This is a genomic window from Pedobacter sp. N36a (assembly GCF_014472395.1).
Taxonomy (GTDB): Bacteria; Bacteroidota; Bacteroidia; order Sphingobacteriales; family Sphingobacteriaceae; genus Pedobacter.
In genome coordinates this window covers 467794-491157 of record NZ_JACSZW010000003.1, presented here as the reverse complement: position 1 = coordinate 491157, position 23364 = coordinate 467794, and the positions used below count along the sequence as shown (strand labels likewise).

At 41.0% G+C, this 23364-nt stretch carries 20 protein-coding genes; 7 read left to right on the top strand and 13 right to left on the bottom strand.

What is annotated here, in order from left to right:
* Positions 1-52 precede the first annotated feature (52 nt).
* The gene (locus tag H9X96_RS08600) at positions 53-1960 is read left to right on the top strand and encodes a DEAD/DEAH box helicase (RefSeq protein ID WP_187665873.1); all 1908 of its coding nucleotides are present in this window, start codon (positions 53-55) and stop codon (positions 1958-1960) included.
* A gap of 85 nt (positions 1961-2045) precedes the next feature.
* On the opposite strand, the gene H9X96_RS08595 is transcribed toward H9X96_RS08600, so the two are convergent.
* From H9X96_RS08595 to H9X96_RS08580, 4 genes are all read right to left on the bottom strand, one after another.
* Positions 2046-2366 carry a hypothetical protein gene (locus H9X96_RS08595; protein ID WP_187665872.1) on the bottom strand — a complete coding sequence of 107 codons (321 nt, stop codon included), beginning with the start codon at positions 2364-2366 and terminating at the stop codon, positions 2046-2048.
* 51 nt (positions 2367-2417) lie between these two features.
* A complete protein-coding gene (locus tag H9X96_RS08590) occupies positions 2418-3416 on the bottom strand; it encodes an NAD(P)H-dependent glycerol-3-phosphate dehydrogenase (RefSeq protein WP_187665871.1) in 999 nt (332 codons plus the stop codon).
* Positions 3417-3491: 75 nt separating this feature from the next.
* Positions 3492-4838: an efflux RND transporter periplasmic adaptor subunit gene (locus tag H9X96_RS08585; RefSeq protein ID WP_062550390.1), complete on the bottom strand. Its 1347-nt coding sequence runs from the start codon at positions 4836-4838 to the stop codon at positions 3492-3494.
* Between the two features lie 44 nt (positions 4839-4882).
* Positions 4883-6337: a TolC family protein gene (locus H9X96_RS08580; protein WP_187665870.1), complete on the bottom strand. Its 1455-nt coding sequence runs from the start codon at positions 6335-6337 to the stop codon at positions 4883-4885.
* 87 nt (positions 6338-6424) lie between these two features.
* Between H9X96_RS08580 and H9X96_RS08575 the strand changes: the two genes are divergently transcribed.
* Together H9X96_RS08575 and H9X96_RS08570 are read left to right on the top strand one after the other, a co-directional pair.
* A complete protein-coding gene (locus H9X96_RS08575) occupies positions 6425-7042 on the top strand; it encodes a polysaccharide deacetylase family protein (RefSeq protein WP_187665869.1) in 618 nt (205 codons plus the stop codon).
* A 275-nt stretch (positions 7043-7317) separates the two neighbouring features.
* Positions 7318-9594 (top strand): aconitate hydratase, encoded by a 2277-nt coding sequence (locus tag H9X96_RS08570; protein WP_187665868.1) that lies wholly within the window; start codon positions 7318-7320, stop codon positions 9592-9594.
* Between the two features lie 121 nt (positions 9595-9715).
* Here H9X96_RS08570 and H9X96_RS08565 read toward each other — a convergent pair whose 3' ends face one another.
* From H9X96_RS08565 to H9X96_RS08555, 3 genes are all read right to left on the bottom strand, one after another.
* Positions 9716-10168, bottom strand: a complete 453-nt coding sequence (locus H9X96_RS08565; RefSeq protein WP_187665867.1) for a DUF2007 domain-containing protein — start codon at positions 10166-10168, stop codon at positions 9716-9718.
* A gap of 28 nt (positions 10169-10196) precedes the next feature.
* The gene (locus H9X96_RS08560) at positions 10197-11534 is read right to left on the bottom strand and encodes a GH1 family beta-glucosidase (RefSeq protein WP_187665866.1); all 1338 of its coding nucleotides are present in this window, start codon (positions 11532-11534) and stop codon (positions 10197-10199) included.
* Positions 11535-11676: 142 nt separating this feature from the next.
* On the bottom strand, positions 11677-13578 hold the full coding sequence (locus tag H9X96_RS08555; protein WP_370576724.1) for a DNA mismatch repair protein MutS: 1902 nt from the start codon (positions 13576-13578) through the stop codon (positions 11677-11679).
* Between the two features lie 114 nt (positions 13579-13692).
* Here H9X96_RS08555 and rlmH point away from each other — a divergent pair, with 114 nt between their 5' ends.
* Positions 13693-14166 carry a 23S rRNA (pseudouridine(1915)-N(3))-methyltransferase RlmH gene (gene rlmH, locus H9X96_RS08550; protein WP_187665865.1) on the top strand — a complete coding sequence of 158 codons (474 nt, stop codon included), beginning with the start codon at positions 13693-13695 and terminating at the stop codon, positions 14164-14166.
* A gap of 62 nt (positions 14167-14228) precedes the next feature.
* Entirely contained in the window at positions 14229-14357 is a 129-nt protein-coding gene (locus H9X96_RS22875; protein WP_255431055.1) for a hypothetical protein, read from the top strand.
* Positions 14358-14457: 100 nt separating this feature from the next.
* On the opposite strand, the gene H9X96_RS08545 is transcribed toward H9X96_RS22875, so the two are convergent.
* Together H9X96_RS08545 and H9X96_RS08540 are read right to left on the bottom strand one after the other, a co-directional pair.
* Positions 14458-14994 carry a DUF5606 domain-containing protein gene (locus tag H9X96_RS08545; protein ID WP_187665864.1) on the bottom strand — a complete coding sequence of 179 codons (537 nt, stop codon included), beginning with the start codon at positions 14992-14994 and terminating at the stop codon, positions 14458-14460.
* A 26-nt stretch (positions 14995-15020) separates the two neighbouring features.
* Entirely contained in the window at positions 15021-15482 is a 462-nt protein-coding gene (locus H9X96_RS08540; protein ID WP_062550399.1) for a peptidylprolyl isomerase, read from the bottom strand.
* Positions 15483-15729: 247 nt separating this feature from the next.
* Here H9X96_RS08540 and H9X96_RS08535 point away from each other — a divergent pair, with 247 nt between their 5' ends.
* Entirely contained in the window at positions 15730-16911 is a 1182-nt protein-coding gene (locus H9X96_RS08535; protein ID WP_370576726.1) for an asparagine synthetase B, read from the top strand.
* Positions 16912-16923: 12 nt separating this feature from the next.
* On the opposite strand, the gene H9X96_RS08530 is transcribed toward H9X96_RS08535, so the two are convergent.
* Genes H9X96_RS08530 through lpxK form a run of 3 tightly spaced genes read right to left on the bottom strand, consistent with a single transcriptional unit; the run spans position 16924 to position 20823 of the window.
* Entirely contained in the window at positions 16924-18975 is a 2052-nt protein-coding gene (locus H9X96_RS08530) for a putative porin (protein WP_187665862.1), read from the bottom strand.
* Positions 18975-19790 carry a purine-nucleoside phosphorylase gene (locus H9X96_RS08525; protein ID WP_187665861.1) on the bottom strand — a complete coding sequence of 272 codons (816 nt, stop codon included), beginning with the start codon at positions 19788-19790 and terminating at the stop codon, positions 18975-18977. Before H9X96_RS08525 ends, H9X96_RS08530 begins: the two co-directional genes overlap by 1 nt.
* Positions 19762-20823, bottom strand: coding sequence for a tetraacyldisaccharide 4'-kinase (lpxK, locus tag H9X96_RS08520; RefSeq protein ID WP_187665860.1), 1062 nt, complete (start codon positions 20821-20823; stop codon positions 19762-19764). The genes H9X96_RS08525 and lpxK overlap by 29 nt, the downstream gene beginning before the upstream one ends.
* 112 nt (positions 20824-20935) lie before the next feature.
* On the opposite strand from lpxK, the gene pruA reads away from it, so the two are divergent.
* Positions 20936-22570 (top strand): L-glutamate gamma-semialdehyde dehydrogenase, encoded by a 1635-nt coding sequence (pruA, locus tag H9X96_RS08515; protein ID WP_187665859.1) that lies wholly within the window; start codon positions 20936-20938, stop codon positions 22568-22570.
* A 112-nt stretch (positions 22571-22682) separates the two neighbouring features.
* Here pruA and can read toward each other — a convergent pair whose 3' ends face one another.
* On the bottom strand, positions 22683-23363 hold the full coding sequence (can, locus tag H9X96_RS08510) for a carbonate dehydratase (protein ID WP_187665858.1): 681 nt from the start codon (positions 23361-23363) through the stop codon (positions 22683-22685).
* Position 23364 lies beyond the last annotated feature (1 nt).

Below are 23364 nucleotides of genomic sequence, written 5' to 3'. Positions count from 1 at the left end.
AGTAAAATACCAATAATTAACTGTATCTTTGCGGCTTAATTATAATAAATACATGATAAACCCATTTAAATTATTGGGGATAAGTGATGACGTTGTTAATGCTGTAAAGGATTTAGGTTTCGAAAATCCAACACCTATTCAGGAACAAAGTATTCCTGTACTGTTAGAGGGCAATAACGATTTTGTTGGTTTGGCCCAAACAGGAACAGGGAAAACAGCCGCATTTGGCTTGCCGCTGTTAGAATTGATAGACTTTAAAAGCAATAAGCCTCAGGCATTGATTTTATGCCCTACGAGAGAGCTTTGCTTGCAGATTACTAATGACATCAAGAATTTCTCAAAAAACATCTCTGGTGCTAGTGTAGTTGCCGTTTACGGTGGCGCTAACATTATGCAACAGCTGCGTGAGATTAGAAACGGTGTACAAATTGTTGTGGCTACACCTGGTCGTATGTTGGATATTATTGGCAGAAAAGCTATTGATTTCACAAATGTGAAATACGTAGTTTTAGATGAAGCTGATGAGATGCTGAACATGGGCTTCCAGGAAGACATCAACGACATTTTGTCTACCACTCCTGACGACAAAAAAACTTGGTTATTCTCCGCTACTATGCCTCCAGAGGTTAGAAGAATAGCGAAAAACTACATGGACTCTCCAGTAGAGTTAACCATGGGTACCAAAAACACTGGTAACGTAAATATTGAGCATGAGTACTATATTGTACGTGCTAGAGATAAATACGCTGCTTTAAAACGTATCGTAGATTTTAACCCAGAGATCTTTGCGGTAGTGTTCTGTAAAACCAAAATGGATACACAGGATGTTGCTGAGCACTTGATCAAAGACGGTTATAATGCAGATGCTTTACACGGAGATTTATCTCAGCAACAACGTGATAAGGTAATGCAGCGTTTCCGTGAGCGTAACATGCAATTGTTAATTGCTACTGATGTTGCGGCACGTGGTATTGACGTTCAGAACGTAACACACGTTGTGAATTATTCATTACCTGACGAAATTGAAAGTTATACCCACCGTTCTGGTCGTACTGGCCGTGCTGGTAAAACGGGTATTTCTATCTGTATCGTTAACTCTAAAGAACTTGGAAAAATCCGTCAGATTGAAAGAATCATTGGTAAACCATTTACCAAAGCTACTTTACCTACAGGTTTTGACGTTTGTGAGAAGCAATTATTTGCTTTGGTACACAAAGTTCACAACGTAGAAGTTAACGAATCTCAAATTGAGCAATACATCCCTAGAATTATGGATGAGTTTGCTGAATTGAGCAAAGAAGAAGTGATCAAACGTTTTGCATCTTTAGAGTTTAACCGCTTTTTAGAGTATTACAAAAACGCTCCAGATCTTAATTCTTCGGCTGATGATCGCGGTGAGAGAGGTGAACGTGGAGAGCGCGGTGAAAGAGGTCCAAGAAACAGTGAAGGTTACACACGTTTGTTTATCAACTTAGGTTCGGTAGATGACTTTACAAGAGGTGATTTATTATCTTTTGTTTGTAACAACGGTAAAATCAGTGGAAAAAGCATTGGCAAAATCGACTTAAAAGGTGTGTATTCATTCTTTGAAGTAGAAGATGCGACTGTAGAATCTTTATTCAATAATTTCAAGGGTGTTGAATTCAACAACCGTGGTGTTAGAATTGAGAAAACTGCTGATGGAGACGGTGGCGGCGAACGTCGTGGTGGCGGTGAGCGTCGTGGCGGATTCGGTGGCGGTGGCAGACGCGAAGGCGGAAGTTACGGTGGCGGAAGAAGCGGCGGTGGCGATAGAAGAAGCAGCGGCGGTGGCGGCAGACGCGAAGGCGGAAGCGGCGGCGGTGGTTTCAGAGATTTCTCTGGAAGAAGCCGTGAAGATCGTGGCGGAAACGCTGGTGGTGCAGGCAGACGCGAAGGCGGAAGCGGTGCTGGCAGTGGCGATAGAAGACGTAGATCTTAATCCCATATCATACAAAAAAGCCGGTTTCCATAAGGAAACCGGCTTTTTTATTGAATCAGGTTTTTGTCCTGTATACTGAACCTTATTAATTCTTCTTTTCTGGTCTGGTTTTAATCTGTGATTCTTTCAGATAAACCCTGTTTCCTTTTTTATTGATATAGTATTTCTTGTTTTTACCGTTGATGTATACATCAGAGCCATCCGGTGCCATTTTTCCTTTATAAGTCTTATCTGCAACTTTTGAAGCTCCTTTTACGGCTACTTCTGCAGTCTTATTCCCTACCTTGGTAGCGGTTTTACCGATGGCCTGTCCAACGGATTCTTTTTTCTCCTGCGCAGTGGCGTTAAAAGCGAATGCCGTAAAGCATGCCAATGCCAGTCCGGCAACTAAAATTTGTTTTCTCATAGCACTGTGTTATTTTTATGATCTGATAACAAATGACTTGAGAAATTGTTTTTAATTGAGCTGTTCGGTAAGCAGCTGCATTTCCAGCTGTGGTGCATGCTGTTCATAAAGAATCGCATATACGGCTCTGCTGATCGGCATGTCTACTTTATACTTCAGGTTGATGTGGTGCATACATTTTACCGCATAATAACCTTCGGCCACCATATTCATTTCCAGTTGTGCAGATTTCACCGTATAGCCCTTCCCTACCATATTGCCAAAAGTACGGTTCCTGCTAAACTGAGAATAAGCGGTAACTAATAAATCTCCCAGGTAGGCAGACTCTTTAATGTCGCGGTCAATAGGATGTACTGCATCCACAAATCTTTTGATTTCTCTGATCGCATTGGAAATCAATACGGCCTGGAAGTTATCTCCATAGCCTACACCGTGACAAATGCCACTGGCTACTGCATAAATATTTTTCAATACCGCAGCGTATTCAGTTCCAAAGATATCGTCTGAAACATTAGTTTTAATGTATCTATTGCGAAGTAATCCGGCAAAAACTCCGGCGAATTCTTCGTCTAAAGAGGCAATAGTAAGGTAAGATAGTTTTTCCAATGCCACTTCTTCTGCATGACATGGGCCGCTAATGACCACAATATCTTTCAATGGCACCTGATATTTTTGCTGCAAAAATTCGCCGATAATCTGGTTTTCATCAGGCACAATACCTTTGATGGCAGAGATGATTTTTTTTCCTTTTAACAGTTCCGGTGTAACTTCTTTGAGTGTTTCTTTTAAAAACGCAGCAGGAACATTTAAAATGATGTAATCCGACTGCTGAATGATGTGCACGATCTCGCTGGAGATGTGGGCATCCGGGAGCCTAATTTCTACAGAACTCAGGTAATTTGGATTGTGTTTATATTTTTGAAGGTGATCGATGGCGATTTCATTACGCATCCACCAATAGATTTCTTTTGGTGTTTCATTGTCTGAAAGCATTTTTACAATAGCAGTAGCCCAACTACCCCCACCAATCATTGCAACTTTAGGTATCATACAGTATTAAATAAAAAAACCCCGGTTATTGTTTTAACCGGGGCAATTTACTCATTTAAATAGGATTGAAAAAGTTTACTTTTTGTCTGGATTGACAAACAATTGATCTTTAGTCGTTTTCTCTACTTTCATTCCATCTTTCAATTTATTCTGAATGGCAGAGTATGGACCGGATACTACTTCTTGTCCAGCTTTCACACCACTTTTAATAATGATATACTGATCGTCTTGAATGCCAGTAGTTACTTCTACTTTTTTAACTGTTCCGGCATTGAAAATATAGACGAATTGTTTCACCGTTTTATCGGTTAGTTTCGTTTTTTGCTTGTCTGCATTCTGGTCATCACCTTGTGGCTTATCATCCGCTTTTTTACTTTCTGTAAATACCGATTGGATTGGAATGGCCAGGCCTTTTTCTGACTGACTCATAATGTCTACGGTTGCCGATAAACCTGGTCTGAATGGAGAAGGAAGGTCTTTGGCACCACCTTTTACGCCTTCGTAAGAGTCTGCAAGGATTCTGATTTTCACTACGAAATTGGTCACCTGATCTACAGAAGTGGTTGTAGAACCAATGTCTTTAGAAGAACTCGCAATTTCTGTCACTATCCCTTTGAATTTTTTATCTGCAAAAGCATCTACTTCGATTTTTGCACTGTCGCCTACATTTACCCTGTTGATGTCATTCTCATTTACATCCACGTTTACTTCCATCGTAGTCAGGTTAGAGATCCTCATGATTTCCGTTCCTGCCATCTGTGCAGTACCCAAAATACGGTCGCCCAATTCTACAGATAATTTCGAGATCACCCCATTTACCGGGGCATAAATTGTTGCTTTTGCTAAGTTCGCGTTCGCTTCCTGAACATTTGCTCCCGATTGCTCCAATTGGAATTTAGCGGCGGTATAGTCTTCTTTAGATCTTGCAAGATTTGTTTTAGCAGTCAGATAAGCAGCTTTAGCGGCATCGAACTCTGAAGCAGAAATCACTTTCTTATTGAACAGTTCTACATTACGTTTGTAAGTAGCCTCGGCATTCACAAAATTACCTTCGTTTTGTTTCATCACCTGTAAGGCAGAAGCCACACTTGCTCTTTGTGAGCTGTAAGAGGCTACGGCTCTGTCATAACCCGACTTCAATACATCCGGACGAACTTTAATCAGCAGCTGACCTTTTTTAACCACGTCACCTTCTTTTACTAATAGTTCCGTCACCTCACCGGAAACCTCAGAACTTAATTTCACTTCGGTTTCAGGCTGCACTTTTCCACTGGCAGTTACCGTTTCTGTTACGACACGTTCCGCAGCTTTTTCAATCGTCACTTTTTCAATCTTCTCACCACCAATAACGCCCGTAAGCTTTAAAGTAACGACTACAGCAATGAGGATGCCTAGTGTAATGAGTATCGGTTTTAGTTTCATTTGTTTTTGTTTATATATTTATATCAATCGGATCTTGTGAAGGCTTAAAAAACGATCTGTTTGCCCAGGTAATAATCAATTACTTTAGCCCTGAATATTAAATCGTATTTTGCCTGTATCATGTCGACCTCTGCTTTATTCATGTTGGACTGTGAAGTACTGAAATCTAAAGAATTAACCAATCCAACTGCATAACGCTGCTCAATTACATGGAAAGCATCTTTTTGTGCGATAAAAGTATTGGTAGTTGCGCTTAAACGGCCTTCTGCGGCTTTTAAATCGGCAACTGCCTGATAAATCACTTTGTTTAAATTGTTTTTTGTTAACTGCTCATCAGCCAGGCTTTGCAGGTGGGTAATTTTTGCTTTTCTTACGCTGGATCGTGCCTGGAAGCCATTAAAGATTGGAATTTGTAAGGAAAGACCTACATATTGACCAAAGTTATCACGGATCTGATCATCGAAATGATATTTTTCACTAAGTGTTCTAAATATAGGTGTATTCACAATCGCACCACTACCTTCCACAGCCCCTACTGGTGACATGCCAATGATTTCATTGGTACGTGTAATTTGGTTTCTGCCACTTGACCAGTTCGTGCTTAAACCTGCACCAAAAGATAAGGTAGGATAATATTTTCCTTTCGCCACTTCAATGCCTCTTTTTGCGGCTTCGGCACGCAAACCCGCTAGTCTAATGTCAGGAAAAAGCTTCATGGAAGACTCATATATCTCCTCGGCATTGCCGCTGGAAGCAACAGGTGTAATAAGATTAGACATTGGAGCCTGTACTTCATACTGTGTAGCAGAAGGTACATCCATCAATTGCGCTAGTGTCAGGTAAGAAATGCTCAGTGCATTGACTGCATTCGTCACCGTCAGATCAGCTGTTGCCAATTGAGATTTTGCCTGAGAAAGATCTGCCAGTGTTTTATTACCCACGTCTAACAGTTGCTGTTCTCTATCCAGCTGTGATTTAGCGACCGCTTGCTGCTCTTTGGCTGCTTTTAGAAGGTCTTTATTGTAAAGAATCTGCAGGTATCCTGTGACCACTTGCAGGACAAGGTCGTTTTTAATCTTTTCGGTATTGGTTTTATCGGCACTCAGTAACAGCATATTCTGCTTGATCAGATTGACCTTCTGAAAGCCTTGAAAAACATTCACTCCTGCGGATAATCCGGCATTCAGAGAGGAGAACTTGGAGCTGTTAAAGGCATTGGTGGATGGATCCACACTACGTCCGAAATTCACATTGTAACTGCTGTTACTGTTTAAGGTAGGCAGTAACGCATTTTTAGATTGTTTTAAATTTTCGTCAGATAGACTCTCACTAAATTTAGATTGTTTTACCTGAAGGTTATTGTTCAAGGTTTTATCAATCGCATCCTGAATGGTAATCACTTCTTGTGCGTTGGAGCGCTGCACAGAACCTGTAATCAATGCTAATGACAAAACTAAGCTGAGCTTGGGTAACGCATTAAAACTGGTAAACTTTCTCATAATTTTAATTTCACAATAATAATATAAACAACTAACTGATTTTGCAAATTTCGCAGGTACACCAAGTGTATTTTGTTACATTTGGGGATGTATCTGGTTAAATCTCCGTTATTATTGAAATGGTATTACCCATCTCTGGTTTGGCACAAAACCCGAGCTCAACGCGTCATTTATTTAACCTTTGACGACGGACCTATACCGGATGTTACAGCCTTTGCACTAAAAACATTAAAAAGCTTTAATGCGAAAGCCACCTTTTTTTGTATTGGCGATAATATTCAAAAGCATCCGGCGATCTTCGATCAGCTGAAAGCGGATGGACATGCAATCGGCAACCATACCTTTAACCACTTAAAGGGCTGGAAATCGGATGATGAGACCTACCTTGAAAACTTCCGGGCTTGTCAGCGGCTCACCAATACTAATTTATTTCGCCCGCCTTATGGCAGGATTAAAAAGTCACAGATCGCGGGCCTTCGGGCGGAGTTCCCTGAGCTTCAGATCGTGATGTGGGACGTACTGAGCGGCGATTTCGACGTACAGCTTAGCCCAGAAAAATGTTACGAAAATGTGATCAGACATACCCGGAACGGCGCTATTATTGTTTTTCATGATAGCCTGAAGGCTTTCGACCGGTTAAAATATACTTTGCCGAGGGCCTTACAATATTTCAGCGATCAGGGCTATCAATTTGCCACTTTATAATTTCTGAATGGCTTAAGCCAAGCTTAGGCCAAGAATAAAACCAGCGATATTTTACTGTTTCCCTGCACCTTAGCACCTGATGGTGATTTTTTACTGTTCATTACTGAACAGCGCTGTTCGTAAATGACCAGTATCAGCGAATACTGGTATCGCTTTACTTTATTTAGAATATGTATAAATAATATAATGATCCACAGATGATGGCCTGCACCTGTTTTTTTTCGTAAATTCGCTACAAATAATAAAAATACTTACCCTTTTAACACATATTATCAATGGCTTTTGATATAGAAATGATCAAAAAGGTGTATGCAAACTTTGGCCCCCGTGTAGAGGCGGCCCGTAAATTAGTAGGCAGACCTTTAACACTTTCAGAAAAAATTCTTTACACCCACCTTTGGGATGGTAATACAAATACTTCTTATGTAAGAGGTACTGATTATGTAGATTTTGCTCCTGACCGTGTGGCCATGCAAGATGCTACTGCACAGATGGCTTTATTGCAATTTATGCAAGCGGGAAGACCAAGAGTAGCTGTTCCATCAACAGTGCATTGCGATCACTTAATTACTGCAAAATATGGTGCTGAAGTAGATTTACCAGCAGCAAATACAGAAAGTAAAGAAGTATTTGACTTCTTGGCTTCGGTTTCAAATAAATATGGTATCGGCTTCTGGAAACCAGGTGCGGGTATTATTCACCAGGTAGTATTGGAAAACTATGCTTTCCCAGGTGGTATGATGATCGGTACTGACTCTCACACTGTGAATGCAGGTGGATTAGGGATGGTAGCGATTGGTGTAGGTGGTGCTGATGCATGTGATGTAATGGCAGGCTTACCATGGGAGCTTAAATTCCCTAAATTAATCGGTATTAAATTGACCGGTAAATTGAGTGGATGGGTTTCTGCCAAGGATGTAATCCTTAAAGTTGCGGGTATCCTTACTGTAAAAGGTGGTACTGGTGCAATTGTAGAATATTTTGGTGAAGGTGCCAGCAGCATGAGCTGTACTGGTAAAGGAACCATTTGTAATATGGGTGCTGAAATTGGCGCAACTACCTCTACATTCGGTTACGATGAGAGCATGGAGCGTTATTTACGTGCAACTGACAGAGCAGATGTTGCGGATGCAGCAAATGAAATTAAAGAACATTTAACAGGTGATGCAGAAGTTTATGCAGAGCCGGAAAAATATTTTGACCAGATCATTGAGATCAACTTATCAGAACTTGAGCCTTATTTGAACGGCCCTTTCACTCCGGATTTGGCTACGCCAATTTCTAAAATGAAAGAAGTAGCTGCAGCAAACGGATGGCCAATGAAAATTGATGTTGGTTTGATCGGTTCATGTACGAACTCTTCTTACGAAGACATTTCACGTGCAGTAAGTATCGCTAAACAAGTAGACGAAAAAGGCTTAACCGCTAAAGCAGAATACTGTATCAATCCAGGATCTGAGCAGATTCGTTTCACGATTCAACGTGACGGTTTCTTGGATGTATTCGAGAAAATCGGTGCTAAAGTATTTACGAATGCCTGCGGACCATGTATTGGTATGTGGGACAGAGTTGGTGCGGAGAAACAAGAGAAAAACACGATCGTTCACTCTTTCAACAGAAACTTTGCGAAACGTGCGGATGGTAATCCAAATACTTTTGCTTTTGTAGGTTCTCCAGAATTGGTAACGGCATTGGCTATTGCTGGTGATTTGAGCTTTAACCCATTAACAGATACGTTAACAAATGCAAATGGTGAGCAGGTAAAACTTGATCCACCACAAGGATTTGAATTGCCTCCAAGAGGTTTTGACGTAGATGATGCTGGTTATCAGGAACCAGCTGCTGATGGTAGTGCGGTAGAAGTATTGGTTTCTCCAACTTCACACCGACTGCAATTGCTTGATCCATTCAAAGCATGGGAAGGTACAGACCTTAAAGGTTTGAAATTACTGATTAAAGCAAAAGGTAAATGTACTACGGATCATATCTCTATGGCTGGTCCATGGTTGAAATTCCGTGGTCACTTAGACAATATCTCTAACAATATGTTGATCGGTGCGGTGAACTATTTCAATGAGAAAACTGACAACGTTAAGAATGAACTGACCGGCGAGTACGGCCCTGTTCCAGCAACTCAACGTGCTTATAAAGCAGCAGGTATCGGATCTATTGTAGTTGGTGATGAAAACTATGGGGAAGGATCTAGCCGTGAGCACGCGGCAATGGAGCCTCGTCACTTAGGTGTTCGCGCGGTATTGGTGAAATCTTTTGCTCGTATCCATGAAACTAACTTGAAAAAACAAGGGATGCTTGGTTTGACGTTTGCAAACAAAGAAGATTATGATAAAATTCAGGAAGATGATACCATTGATATCGTTGGATTGACTACTTTCAGCCCTAACGTTCCATTAACATTGGTGTTAAACCATGCTGATGGTACTAAAGAGGAAATCGTTGTCAACCATAGCTACAATGCGCAGCAGATCGAATGGTTCAAAGCAGGTGGTGCGTTAAACATCATCCGCAGAGAAGCAGCAGAGAAAAACGCTTAGTAGTTTCTTCGGAGCTTCCATATAAAACGGACTGGTCATTTCAAATGATCAGCCCGTTTTTTTTTATAAATGATATTGAGTAATCTGATGAGGTGCTGATATCGCATATCAAGTGATGCTGCTATTTTTCGAACTCGTGTTCACAGTCGAAACAATGGTAGGTTTTATTGACATGAAAAGGGTAAACGAACAAGATAAAAGAAATAAAGACAGTGAGGATGCCGAAACGTTTTTTCGTAGCCTGTACATAGCCAACGTGAGTTGATCCACAATTGGGGCAGGCCTTATTCAGCGTTTCCACTTCCTTTATGGGTACTTCTTCTTCTCCCCCGTCCGAAGTCATGGTAAAGCCAGGAGAAAATCCTTCTTGTTGAAGCAAAGCAGTCGCTTGCTCGAGGTTTCTTTCAAAAATATGGAGCTTAATTCCTCCTAAGGCCTGCGTGTAGAGCGGGTTCATACCTATTGTATGTTCATCTGTTAGGAAACACTGAATTCCACTGTCCAATAGCCTTGATTTTACAATATTTGCTTCTATGGGGTTGTAAAAAGTCTCAAATACGATGATCTTATCCATCTAAATAAGATAAAGAAAAATTACTGCTTTAGCAAGACAAAAACTGCTGCCACCAATAACCGGAGTCTTTTATCGTCCTGATTTGTGTTTTAAAGTCGTTATGCACCAGGCCAAAACGGGCGTTAAAACCTTCTGCCCATTCAAAATTATCCAGCAGTGTCCAGGCCATATATCCGGTGATATTTAGTCCTTCATTTTTAGCTTTCAACAAAGCAGTCAGGTATTCCTGAAAATAGGCAATCCTTTCCTGGTCATGTATCGCTCCATTTACGACCTTATCCGGATAAGCGGAGCCATTTTCTGTGATCACCAGGCTTTTGATCTTAGGATAAGCGGCAAATTGTTTGATGATGTTATAAAAGCCATTTCCGTTTACCTCCCATCCCATTGCTGTATGCGGCATTTTACGGCTTTTTGCCTTCACTTCCCAGGCCTGGATCACGGGAATAAAAGCGTTGTATTTAATCGTCAATGGAAAGTAGTTCTGGATACCGATAAAATCGAAGTCGAAGCTGAGGCGTTCGGTATGGCGCCAGGTCGAATGCTGAATAGAGAATTTCTCCATCACCTCCCATTCGGTACCAGGATAGCCCATTCCTAAGGTGGGTTCGATAAACAAGCGGTTCATCAGGCAATCGACTCGCTGTGCCGCCAGCAGATCAGATTCGCTTTGGGTATAAGGCACCACTTCACAGCAGGAGAAGCTGGTGCCAATATTGGCATTGCTGACTTCCGCCCGCAGTATTCTTCCGCCGTCTGCTTGTGCAATGGCGGCATGGTGCACCGCAGAGAAGAAATTGGTGAGGCCGGTTTTCCCTGGCGCATGGATACCCAGCATGTAACCCAGGGAGGTGAATCCGAATGGTTCATTGAGCACAATCCAGTTTTTCACTTTGTCTCCGTAAGTTTTCGCACAGATGGCGACAAAAGCATTAAAAGCACTGTTGATGCCAAAGGCTGCCCAGCCTCCCTCCGTTTCCAGTGCATCCGGCAGGTCCCAATGGTATAAAGTGATGTAAGGCGTAATGCCCTGACGCAGGCATTCATCAATCACATCATGGTAGAAACGAATGCCTTCTTCATTGACGATTCCTTCGCCATAAGGCAAAATCCTTGGCCAGGAAATAGAAAAGCGGAATATGGAAAAACCCAGCAGTTTTACGAGTGCAATGTCTGCTTTATAATGATGGTAAAAATCACAGGCGATGGCCGGAGTATGCCCCTTTTTGATCCTTCCTGAGCGCAGCGCATAGGTATCCCAAATGGAGGGTCCTTTGCCATAGCCATCGGCAGCGCCTTCTATCTGTGCCGCAGCAGTAGCGACTCCCCAGGAAAAATCATTTCCGAAATCTGATGCTTTTATCATAATTCTCCTTTAACTACTGTATTTCTATTGAAATCAGGGTTTAAATAAGGATTTCAATTTTTTCCTGAGCTTCCGATCTGATCAGAAATCAGGTTTCAATTGAAATCCTCATTATCATAAAGGCTAATATGGGGATAAGCTGTTAATTTAACGTTAAGCCTATCTCCTTTAATAGTAAAGCGGCGTTAAAAGTAGTACAGGGGCCATGTTTTAATTTATAATCGAAGTTCATTTCCCCTTCATTGATCTGAATGTCAAAATGATAGTTTCTCAGCTGTTCTGGATAATCGGCAATCATTTCGGACAGCTGCAGATCGTGGGTTGCAAATAAAGCCGGTGTTTTTTGTTCGATTAACTTTTCAATGAACACTTTAGAACCAAGGAATTTGTCGCGGCTATTGGTTCCTCTCAGCATTTCATCAATCAATACCAGCGCATTTGAAGAAGTACTGATGGCATCTAATATCATTTTTAAGCGTTTCAGCTCTGCTTTAAAGGTTGAGGTCTGGTCATTTAAAGAATCTTTAATGCGCATATAAGACAGCAAATGAAAGATGGAAACAGACATTTTATCCGCGCATACCGGTGTTCCGGCAAAGGCCAGGACCATATTGATTCCTACAGTTCTTAAAAAAGTACTTTTTCCGGCCATATTAGAGCCTGTTACAATATCTACCGTAGGTTCTACCATCAATTGAAAATCGTTTAACACACGCGTGCTTTCAGGAATCAGCGGATGCCCGAGTGCTACCGCTTTCAGATGAAAATTATCTTCCAGGTCCGGGTAAGTCCATTCCGGTTGGTTGTAAGCCATAGTAGCACAGGAAATCAGTTCTTCAAATGCATTAACGCGTGCCAATCCGCTCATCACCGGCTTTGCATATTGACTCTGCCATTTGACCAGGTACATGCAGCATTTCAAGTCCCATAAAAAAAATAGATTGAGAAAGCCTCCAAGAATCACATTTAACCGTGCATCAAAGGCCTGAATAATTTTTGCGAGTTGTTTGATTTGTGCACTTACCGCTATTCCCTCTTCTTTTTCGGCAAAGAGGTTTTTAATGTAGGTGCTCTTCCATTCCACTTCTTCTGTCCATTTGATGATCCCAGAGAAGGCTGTCAATAGGTTTGCACCACCTGTAAAGCCATAATAAACTTTATTGATGTGGTGTAAATTCAAAAAGGATAGTGCAGCATGGAAAGTGGCAAATAAACCGACGATCTGCCATAATACACCGCCAAAGATCAGGGCAGCCGCAAATAGGGCCATGGATAAGTAAGGAACAATTTTCACATAGAATTTCAGCCATGCTTTATTGGTAAAGCGCAATTGCTGTGGTAAATCATGGAGCAATTTGCGTTGAATGGTCCGCAGCTGTTCCGGTTGGTGGTTTTGTAATTCTGCGCGGAAATGGAAAGTTTGATCGATGTGGCCTGTCAGTTCTTTGATCGCTTCCTGCCGTGCTAAAATAGTGGCCTTATCATTCGCTTTACCTAAATTTTCTGCTAATAAGTCCATCCCTCTCTCCGTGTTACAACGGTTACTGAAAGCATATAAAGAACCAGCTCCGTAGATATCAAGGTCTGAAGCGTAAGGATGAAGTTCATCCTGGTACTGCTCCCCACTATCATACCCATTTTTTCCTGTCAGTATTTGATTGGCTTCATTCTGATAGACCCATAAAAGTTGTCCGGCATAAGTTAACGCGACCTGGACCGCGCTTTGCTTTTTCACGAGCATTAGAAACAGTATAAATGGAATGACCAATAAGCAGGTTAATATCGGATGAAAGCCTATATTGATGATGGCTGCGATGATCAAAATTTCCGCAACGAACAACCCTAATCTGGAGAAAGAGATGTTGTTGAGTTTCTTTTTAAGGCCAGAAATCCGTGTTTCCTGTGCCGCAATGTTATTTTGGTAGTCCTTTAAAATACTATCTTTTGTTTTTACCATTATCTTTGGATGTTCTCTTATTGGATAAATATAGGGATTAGAATTATACACTAAGGAAAGCAGGGCCAGTTTAGCGTGTTTATTCACGATTTAACGTCTTCATCTCCTTTTAACAGACTGTAATCACAAATAGAGTTGCTGCTCCGCTGAAGAACAGGATGAGCAGTTATTGTAGGTTTGTGGATAAACAATATTAAACAAATGAAAATTACATTATTGGTTGTAGGTAAAACCGAAGACAAATACCTGATTGAGGGAATTGACAAATATTTGAAGCGGTTAAAACATTACATCAACTTCAGTCTGCTGGTGATTCCTGATGTCAAGAACACGAAAAATCTGACAGAAGCACAGCAGAAAAGTAAAGAAGCAGAGCTGATTTTAAAACAGATCAGTAACCTGGACACGGTTATTCTGATGGACGAGAAGGGGAAGAAATATACTTCGGTGCTATTTTCCAATTACCTGAATAAACAGATGATTGGTAGTGTGCAGCACCTTATTTTCGTCATAGGTGGTCCTTATGGCTTTGATGAAAGTGTGTATCAGCGTGCCACTGGCAGTATGTCATTATCAGACATGACGTTTTCACATCAGATGGTGCGCTTGTTCTTTGTAGAGCAGCTTTACCGCGCCTTTAGTATTTTAAAAGGCGAGCCTTACCATCACGAATAAATCTGTCGTTTTGTGTTGTGGAAAACCAGTACATTGATCATCATTTATAAAAAGGAGTTATTATGCAATTGCCCAGTGATTTTAAGAGAAAATACAAATACAGGAGCAATCCGAGAAGAGACCGCCTGAATTACATCATTGCCATTGTCATTTCAACAATCGCTTTCCTGTTGATCTGGTTTTACCTGTAGTTTATCGACTAAAGTATTCATCCCCGCTGATGACAGCTAAAAAAAAGCCGGATCTATAAAGATCCGGCTTTTGTATAACCTATTGTGTCCAGTATAAGGACTAAACGCCTTTTTTGCTAGTCATGCTCGCTTTTTTAGCTGGCTGAGCTGCTTTGCTTGGTGCTTTTGTATTAGATGGTTTCGGACTTGCTTTTACTTTCTTATCCGATTTATCTTCAATTTTAACGCCATCCTGATCTACAATTGCTTCAGGAGCTGCTTCCGTAAAAAGTGGCAATTCCTTTAACAAATGATACCAAGAAACAATTTTCTTCATATCAGAAGTATAAACTTTCTCTTGGTCATGACCTGGGGCTACTTCTAAAAAGAAAGCTTTCAAGTCTTTTGCGTCCGCTTTTGCATCAGGAACATTTTTAGCAGCAACGATATTTGCAAAAACATCCAATAACTTCAAATCGTCATCTTCGCCGTATACGGTAATGTCTTCTAATGACGCTAGTTTAGTTGTAGTAATGTTAGCTACAATTTTAACTTTTTGTGCATCCAGACTTTCTAAAACGTATCCGCCTTTATTTTGTCCTACCAGCTTAAATAGACCTGGTCTTCCAGATACTGCAACGATTCCTCTTAAATTCATAATATTTTGTTTTTGAGAAGTAAGAACTAGTCTTCAATTACTTCTATCCCTATAATCTTATCTCCTTGTTTGATATCGTCAACAATATCAACATTTTCTATTACTTTTCCGAAACAAGTGTGTACTCTGTCTAAATGAGCCGTATTGTCTCTGCTGTGACAGACAAAGAATTGTGAACCTCCAGTATTTCTACCAGCATGTGCCATAGACAATACACCACGATCATGGTATTGGTTTTCGCCAGTTAATTCACAATCAATTTTGTAACCTGGGCCGCCAGTACCTGCTAAATGTGCTTTAGACGGGTCTTTAGAGTTTGGACAACCACCTTGAATCACGAAATTAGGAATTACCCTGTGAAAAGTAACGCCATCATAGAATCCTTCTGAAGCTAATTTCTTAAAGTTAGCAACGGCATTCGGTGCATCCTGATCGTAAAACTGAACAGTCATGTTACCTTTATCTGTTTTTATTATTGCTTTGCTCATGATAATTTTGTGTAAATGCCAAATTTAGTAAATTGAAATGACTCCTGAATATTAATTGCAGGTAAAAAAGCCATGGATACTGATTATCGTCTATAAACGTTTATTCAGTACAATAATTTTATTATAGGTTTATAAAAAATTACATTCGCATATACCCCAATAAAGTATGTCCCTTAAAAAAGTATGCCTGCTGTTGTGTTTAATGGTTTTCAGCCTCGGCTTAAAGGCCTCATCTATTCTTGTTTATATGGATGAAGACCAGAAGAACCACCTTAAAGCTTATGGTATTGCCTACTGGAGTATCCAGCAAAAGGCAGAAGTGAGCTGGTTACTGAATTATAGAGGCGGAAGTTTTCTCCTGCAGTACCACAAAAACATCGAAGATGAATGTAAGACCCGAGGTGTTTCTTACCAGGTATTGGCCGATGGAAAAGTAACGGCAATCCTCAATGAAATCAGTGATCCGGAAGTCAATATGGAAATGGTTAAGCTGGAGAAATCACCAAAAATCGCCGTTTATTCGCCAAAAAGTAAACTTCCATGGGATGATGCGGTCACGATGGTATTGAGGTATGCGGAAATTCCTTATGATGTGGTGTATGATGATGAGGTGCTAAAAGACAAACTGGCGGGCTATGATTGGCTGCATTTGCACCATGAAGATTTTACGGGACAATACGGCCGTTTCTGGAGTTCTTTCCGCAATGCGGGATGGTATCGGGAAGATGTTAAAAATCAGGAAGCCGCCGCCAAAAGAAACGGCTTCAATAAGGTGTCGGAAATGAAGCTGGCAGTGGCCAAAAGGATTAAAGAATTTTGTGCTGGCGGAGGATTTTTATTCGCCATGTGCTCCGCCACAGACAGCTACGACATTGCGTTGAGCGCTGAGGGGGTAGACATTTGCGAAAGTATGTTTGATGGTGACGGCGCAGATCCACAGGCGCAATCGAAAATAGACTATAAGAAAACCTTTGCTTTTCAAAACTTCAAACTTGACACCAATCCTAATAATTACGAATTTTCAGACATTGATGCTACTCAAACCAGAACGCTTGTTCAGCGCAACGATTTTTTTACCCTATTTGAGTTTTCTGCGAAATGGGACCTGGTACCTACCATGTTAACTCAGAATCACGAAAAGGTGATCAAAGGATTTATGGGGCAGACGACCGCTTTCCGAAAATCCGTGGTAAAGCCAAATATCACTGTATTGGGGGAAAATAAAGGTGCAGAAGAAGTGCGGTACCTGAATGGGGAGATTGGCAAAGGGCAGTTTACCTTTTATGGAGGCCATGATCCGGAGGACTATCAGCATGCGGTAGGTGATCCGCCGACAGATTTAAACCTGCATCCCAACTCAGCGGGCTACAGACTCATTCTGAACAATGTTTTGTTTCCTGCGGCTAAAAAGAAACCGCAGAAAACATAATATTTATTTGACTTAATCGTAGAAGCTCCAGCTTACCCCAAATTTAATCAGTACCCTATCCATCATCGGATAACGGTTTACGGAATAATATCCTTTAGAGAGTAATCCCTGATTGGCATAATCTGTTTTCACAAAGACATTCGCCTTTCTCAAACTCGCTTTTACCCAGACATCCAGAATTGGTGTAGAATCGAATGTAGTACCTTCCCCTACGTAAAACTGTCCTGCTGGTGCAGAATAAGAATAGTTTTTATAAGGTGTATTGTAACGGACGTCAAAACCTACATTTGTTTTTAAGGCTTTAAAGAAGGTGTGGTCCAGGAAGAGACTGGCAAAAGCGTACAGCTCCGGAGTTCTCAAAATATTCGGGTTATCAGTCTTCTGATAAACCAGGTAACTGTCAAGGTTGAACTTACCGAATTTCAGTTTTTTACCCAACGTAATTTTCAACAGGTTAATGCTGCTGAGCTGAGCAGGTATGATGTTATTTGCATTTTTTGCGAAAAACACACTATCCAATGCTTCACCATTTGCGGGAGGAGGATTGGTGAAATACAGGTAATCGCTAATCCTAAAATACGCTGCAGTAGCTTCAAAATTCAGTGGATCATTTAAGTATTTAAAGGACAGATTAATGGTTTTTGTACGGTTGAAATCTTGTTTCCAGTTGTAATGGTTGCCAAAATATCTGATATAAACTTCTTCTGGTGACTTATTCTGAAAATACCCCCCTAATACGATTCGCCCTACGGACTTGCTCAACAGGACGTTACTTTTCGCTTCATATAGAAAATCTCCGCTGTTTCTGCCCTGAAATATCTGCTGTAAATCGACATTCAGGTCAATACGATTACTAAACCGATAACCTGCATTACCTAAAAGCGTGATGTTCTGAAAGGTAGAGTTGTAATTATAATACGTGGAGATTTTATCTCCATAAAACACGCCTTGATAGTACTTATAGAAGTCATGTCTGATTCCGGCATCTACTTTCAGCTCATTCTTGATGATAGAATTACCTTTTCCACGAAGGAAAAAGCTGTACATAAACTCATTTTGTACATTCATATATCGGGTACTGTCGTAGGTAAGTGACAGGTCAGCGATACCCGTAGGGACAGCTGTTTGATCACCCGCTACCTTCTTTTCAAAAACATAGGCATTCTGATCGTATTTAAAGGTGTAAGCTATTTTATTGGTTGGTAAAATCTTGTCAGAAATCTCCTGAGCCAGACTATCTATCCTTCCTACAAAATAGGTTTGCTTGATCATGAAAGAATTAGAACGGTAAATACGCCCCGCCCCCGGGTCCGGCAGTCTAACTGGTTCAGACAGGTGGTCTAAGCCAAAGGAATTGTTGTTGCTCCCAAAAATATTGTTATTGGTAATGGAACCGTTTTCACGTGCTTTCAGCGTATTAAAAATCGCGGCAACCCATAAGTTATATCGCTTATTCGGGCTTTGATACCAGGAAAAAAGATCTGCGTTTAAGTGGTCTCCTCTTTGTCGGGGGTAGTAACCATTGGCCCCGATCCTATTGTAATTTGCCCCAATATTCCAGTTTTTTTTGATATTCTGAGAATGGGTTACTTTAAATATCGCCTCGGTTTCTCCGGCAGAGATGAAGTAAAGATTGGTGTATGGTGTTCTGGCCTGATAATATTTGATATCATCCTGACCAATGGCATAAAAATCCAGCGTGTGAAATCCGGCATCAAATCCAATGGTTTTTGAAGGTTCGAATAACATAGGCATAGCCGACAGGCCAAGGTTCCCTGTACCTACAGTTGGTCTTCGAGGCTGGGCAATCATACTGAAATTTTGGAATCCAGCAAGCGTGGTATCCAATGGCAAAGTCTGAATGCTGTCTTTCGTCAGCTTCAAAGTGGTATACCTGATAAATCGGGAAGTAAAAATCACCGAGTCCTTTCCCGATTCTTCTTTCTTTCTTAAGGAATCCAGTAATTTATTGTCGTTGACCGTCGTTTTTAAATCCTGAGCAAATAAAGCCCCACTCCCTAACAGGAAAAAGCAAAAAACAAATAAAGCAATGCTTTTATACATTATAACGTAGAGATTAATTGGCTCAGTATTTTTGTCATTCTTGGTTCTGCAACTCTTGCAGTTTCAATGATTTCTTCGAGACTTACGGGTTGTAATTCTTCCGGAAAACCTTCGTCAGTTAATACAGAAATCGCAAATACCGGGATACTCATGTGTCTGGCCACAATCACTTCTGGAACAGTGCTCATGCCTACGGCATCACCGCCGATAATGCGTAAATATTTGTATTCTGCCTTAGTTTCCAGGTTTGGCCCAGTTACCGAAACATACACGCCCTGGTGGCAAACAATATCATTGTCTTTTGCGATTTGCAGCGCTGATTTAATGAATGACCTTTCGTATGGCTGGCTCATATCCGGGAAACGGGGTCCCATATCACTGTCGTTTCTTCCACGAAGCGGGCTTTCTGGCTGCAGATTGATGTGGTCATTGATGATCATCAGATCGCCTTTTTTAAAATCAGGATTTAAAGATCCTGCAGCATTAGACACGAAAAGATGTGCAATTCCCAAGGCTTTCATCACGCGGATTGGAAAAGTAATCTGCTGCATGCTATAACCTTCATAATAATGCAGTCTACCTTGCATCGCCACAACTCTTTTCCCGTTTAATGTACCGAATATCAATTTACCGGAATGGAATTCCAAAGTAGAGATCGGGAAATTAGGGATATTGGAATACATCAACTGATGTGCGACTTCTATTTCGCCTACCAATCCACCCAGACCAGTTCCTAAAACGATACCAATTTCTGGTTGGAAATCATTCGTTTTACGTTTTAGATATTCAACGGTTTCGTGTATGACTTGAAACATAAGCTATAATTTTTTGATCAAATATAATTTTATCTTTTGCGCTTAACCCTATTTTTACGGGCAAATAAAAGATTGGTAAATTTAGCAGTAATTCTTTTAAACTACCATCTAATAAACGTTGCGCATCCTTTTCTGTTGTGATGATGATTTTTTCTGTGGCAGGGTCATTTTTATAGGCAGCCACTAGCTCATTTATGTTTTCCTCGGTAAAGCGGTAATGGTCTGGATAATCATGGTGCCTGATTTTGGTGGTATACTGCCCTAAATACTGCAGCAGTGGTTTCGGATTGGCGATTCCTGTCCATAAAAACAGACTGGTATTTTTAGTAATTGATTCGCAGATCCGGCTTTCACCGGAGATCAAAGGCACCAGATCTTGATAGATTAAGGACGAAAAAACAGCTTGATGCTGCCAGTGATCTTCAAATTTGCCAAGGCATTTTAAGGCCTGATCAGGACTTATGCTTTCTGGAGATTTGGTGATCAGAATGGATTGCGCTCTTTTATACCCGGAAAAACTTTCCCTCAGGTTTCCGGCAGGCAGCAGAAACTGTGGTTTCAGTAGCTTTTCAAATTCAAACAACAAGATATTATAGCCTGCAGAAATGGCGCGGTGCTGATAGGCATCATCCAAAATAATCAGGTCATGATCTTGTTGTAATCGCCCAGCACCAAACACCCGATCTTCACAAACGGCCACAGTAACCTGCGGAAATTTTCGATAAAACTGCATCGGCTCATCTCCTATAGTTTCGGCTGTTGCCTGATCATCCGCGAGGATAAAACCTTTGGTCTTACGCCCATACCCTCTGCTTAAAATGGCCATCTTTCGGTCTGGAAAAAGGCGCACCAGGTATTCTGTGACCGGGCTTTTCCCGGATCCGCCAACTACCAGATTCCCTACGCAAATGACCGGAATATCAAAGCCTGTAGCTTTAAATACACCAATATCATAGAGCTTGTTTCTCACAAAAACTACGATGCCATATAAGATGGAAAAAGGAAATAACAGGTAGCGTAAGTATTTTATCATGCTGTGCTTCAAAAATAAGAATTATAGCGCGTATTGCATGAAGTTTATACATATTGAGCGTTACCGGGCAACAAAATAAAAGGCTATCTTTGTACAAACAATATCTTATATCATGCTTAAAGGATTTTTTAACGTACCAACTCCGGTTAACGAGCCTATTTTAGGTTACGCTCCGGGAAGTAAAGAACGTGAACTTTTGAAGGCCGCAATTGCCGAAGCCCGCGCTAAAAAAATTGACATCCCGATGTACATTAACGGAAAGGAAGTCCATACTGACCATAAAGGAACCGCGACTCCTCCACATGATCATCAGCATATTCTTGCTGAGTACAGCAAAGGAACAAAGGAACACGTTAGTCAGGCGATTGATGCTGCTCTTGCAGCCAAATCAAAATGGGAAAATTTAGCATGGGAGCACCGTGCAGCGATCTTCCTGAAAGCAGCTGATCTTATCGCTGGTCCATACCGCTATAAATTAAACGCAGCAACGATGCTGGGTCAATCAAAAAATGCTTATCAGGCAGAGATTGATGCTGCTTGCGAGCTGATCGACTTCCTTCGTTTTAACGTAAGTTATATGTCGGAAATCTATAAGCAACAACCTCCGGTTTCTCCAAAAGGATCATGGAACAGAGTGGAGCAGCGCCCATTAGAAGGTTTTGTATTCGCTTTAACACCATTTAACTTCACCGCAATCGCTGGTAACTTACCGACTTCAGCAGCAATGATGGGGAACGTAATCGTTTGGAAACCTGCAAATACTCAGATTTATTCTGCAAATGTATTGATGCAGATTTTCAAAGAAGCTGGTTTGCCTGACGGCGTAATCAATCTGGTATATGTTTCCGGACCGGAAGCAGGTGAGGTCATCTTTAACCACCCTGATTTCGCTGGTATCCACTTTACAGGATCTACAGGCGTATTCCAGGACATCTGGAAAACGATCGGAAATAACATTCATAAATTCAAAACTTACCCACGTATCGTTGGGGAAACAGGTGGTAAAGATTTTATCCTTGTTCATGGTTCAGCAGAAGCAGAATCTTCCAGCACAGCGATCATCCGTGGTGCATTCGAATATCAGGGACAAAAATGTTCTGCTGCTTCACGTGTTTACGTAGCGAAGAGCATCTGGCCTAAAGTAAAAGAATACATGTTACGTGATCTTGCTGAATTCAAAATGGGTGGTACTGAAGATTTCGGAAACTTTATCAATGCGGTAATTGACGGAAACTCTTTCGACAAATTAGCGAAATACATTGACGAAGCTAAAAAAGACAGCAGTGTAGAAATTATTGCTGGTGGTAACTACGACAAATCTAAAGGATACTTTATTGAACCAACAGTTTTGGTGGTTGATGACCCTAAGTACGTCACCATGAGCGAAGAGTTATTCGGTCCGGTATTGACCTTATTTGTATATGAAGATGATAAATTCGATGAAATTTTAGACATCGTTGACCGCACTTCTATCTATGCCTTAACAGGTGCCGTGATTGCTCAGGATCGTTATGCGATTGAAAAAGCAACCCATCGTTTGAGAAATGCAGCAGGTAACTTCTACATCAATGATAAATGTACAGGAGCAGTTGTTGGACAGCAGCCATTTGGTGGTGCCAGAGGTTCTGGTACAAACGATAAAGCAGGTTCAATGATCAATCTTTTACGTTGGGTTTCTCCACGTACGATCAAAGAAACTTTTGATCCACCTAAAGATTTCCGTTACCCATTCTTGTCTAACGACTAGTGGCTTTGATTGGATCTTTTGATCCATCATATTATAGAAAAAAAGCGGAGGTCCTGAATGGATTCTCCGCATTTTTGTGAAATAGCACTGCTCCTCGCCGCGCTACAATGACCTATTTTAATTTTTCAATTCCGTCCATTCTAAAGACAGAATTCAGAGTACTATTATTTTCACAAGTTACACCAAGGTCAGAAATGAAGCCATTTTCCAGGCTATAAGCCCAGCCATGCAAGCTTAATTTCTTGCCATTAGCCCATCTATTTTGAACGATAGAAGTTTTGGTCAGGTTAAATACACCTTCAATTACATTCAGCTCCACTAATCTTTCACTTCTCTTCTTTTTATCAGAAATCATGTCCAATTCATGGTAATGCAATCTGTAAGTATCTTTAATGTTTCTTAACCAGTTATCGATAATGCCATACTGTTTATTACCCATGGCAGCTTCTACCCCACCACAGCCATAGTGACCGCATACAATAACATGTTCTACTTCTAATACATTTACCGCATAATCCAGTACACTCAGCAAGTTCATATCCGTATGAACTACCACATTGGCAATGTTACGGTGAACGAAGATATCACCAGGATTGGTATTCGTGATCTGGTTTGCAGGTACACGACTGTCAGAACAGCCTATCCAAAGAATCGGTGGTTTTTGTCCTGCAGATAAACGCTCGAAATATTTAGGATCTTCCGCTAAAGTGGCAGCCACCCAGTCTTTGTTTCCTTGTAATAATCCTTCGTATGTAATTTGATCTCTATCTTGTTTTTCTAATTTTGCGCACATA

What these genes read in the sequence shown, in the direction of transcription:
- H9X96_RS08600 (WP_187665873.1), top strand. Translation starts at nt 53, where the DNA reads ATGATAAACCCATTTAAATTATTGGGGATAAGTGATGACGTTGTTAAT.
- H9X96_RS08595 (WP_187665872.1), bottom strand. Translation starts at nt 2,366, where the DNA reads ATGAGAAAACAAATTTTAGTTGCCGGACTGGCATTGGCATGCTTTACG.
- H9X96_RS08590 (WP_187665871.1), bottom strand. Translation starts at nt 3,416, where the DNA reads ATGATACCTAAAGTTGCAATGATTGGTGGGGGTAGTTGGGCTACTGCT.
- H9X96_RS08585 (WP_062550390.1), bottom strand. Translation starts at nt 4,838, where the DNA reads ATGAAACTAAAACCGATACTCATTACACTAGGCATCCTCATTGCTGTA.
- H9X96_RS08580 (WP_187665870.1), bottom strand. Translation starts at nt 6,337, where the DNA reads ATGAGAAAGTTTACCAGTTTTAATGCGTTACCCAAGCTCAGCTTAGTT.
- H9X96_RS08575 (WP_187665869.1), top strand. Translation starts at nt 6,425, where the DNA reads ATGTATCTGGTTAAATCTCCGTTATTATTGAAATGGTATTACCCATCT.
- H9X96_RS08570 (WP_187665868.1), top strand. Translation starts at nt 7,318, where the DNA reads ATGGCTTTTGATATAGAAATGATCAAAAAGGTGTATGCAAACTTTGGC.
- H9X96_RS08565 (WP_187665867.1), bottom strand. Translation starts at nt 10,168, where the DNA reads ATGGATAAGATCATCGTATTTGAGACTTTTTACAACCCCATAGAAGCA.
- H9X96_RS08560 (WP_187665866.1), bottom strand. Translation starts at nt 11,534, where the DNA reads ATGATAAAAGCATCAGATTTCGGAAATGATTTTTCCTGGGGAGTCGCT.
- rlmH (WP_187665865.1), top strand. Translation starts at nt 13,693, where the DNA reads ATGAAAATTACATTATTGGTTGTAGGTAAAACCGAAGACAAATACCTG.
- H9X96_RS22875 (WP_255431055.1), top strand. Translation starts at nt 14,229, where the DNA reads ATGCAATTGCCCAGTGATTTTAAGAGAAAATACAAATACAGGAGCAAT.
- H9X96_RS08545 (WP_187665864.1), bottom strand. Translation starts at nt 14,994, where the DNA reads ATGAATTTAAGAGGAATCGTTGCAGTATCTGGAAGACCAGGTCTATTT.
- H9X96_RS08540 (WP_062550399.1), bottom strand. Translation starts at nt 15,482, where the DNA reads ATGAGCAAAGCAATAATAAAAACAGATAAAGGTAACATGACTGTTCAG.
- H9X96_RS08535 (WP_370576726.1), top strand. Translation starts at nt 15,730, where the DNA reads ATGGATGAAGACCAGAAGAACCACCTTAAAGCTTATGGTATTGCCTAC.
- H9X96_RS08530 (WP_187665862.1), bottom strand. Translation starts at nt 18,975, where the DNA reads ATGTATAAAAGCATTGCTTTATTTGTTTTTTGCTTTTTCCTGTTAGGG.
- H9X96_RS08525 (WP_187665861.1), bottom strand. Translation starts at nt 19,790, where the DNA reads ATGTTTCAAGTCATACACGAAACCGTTGAATATCTAAAACGTAAAACG.
- lpxK (WP_187665860.1), bottom strand. Translation starts at nt 20,823, where the DNA reads ATGATAAAATACTTACGCTACCTGTTATTTCCTTTTTCCATCTTATAT.
- pruA (WP_187665859.1), top strand. Translation starts at nt 20,936, where the DNA reads ATGCTTAAAGGATTTTTTAACGTACCAACTCCGGTTAACGAGCCTATT.
- can (WP_187665858.1), bottom strand. Translation starts at nt 23,363, where the DNA reads ATGTGCGCAAAATTAGAAAAACAAGATAGAGATCAAATTACATACGAA.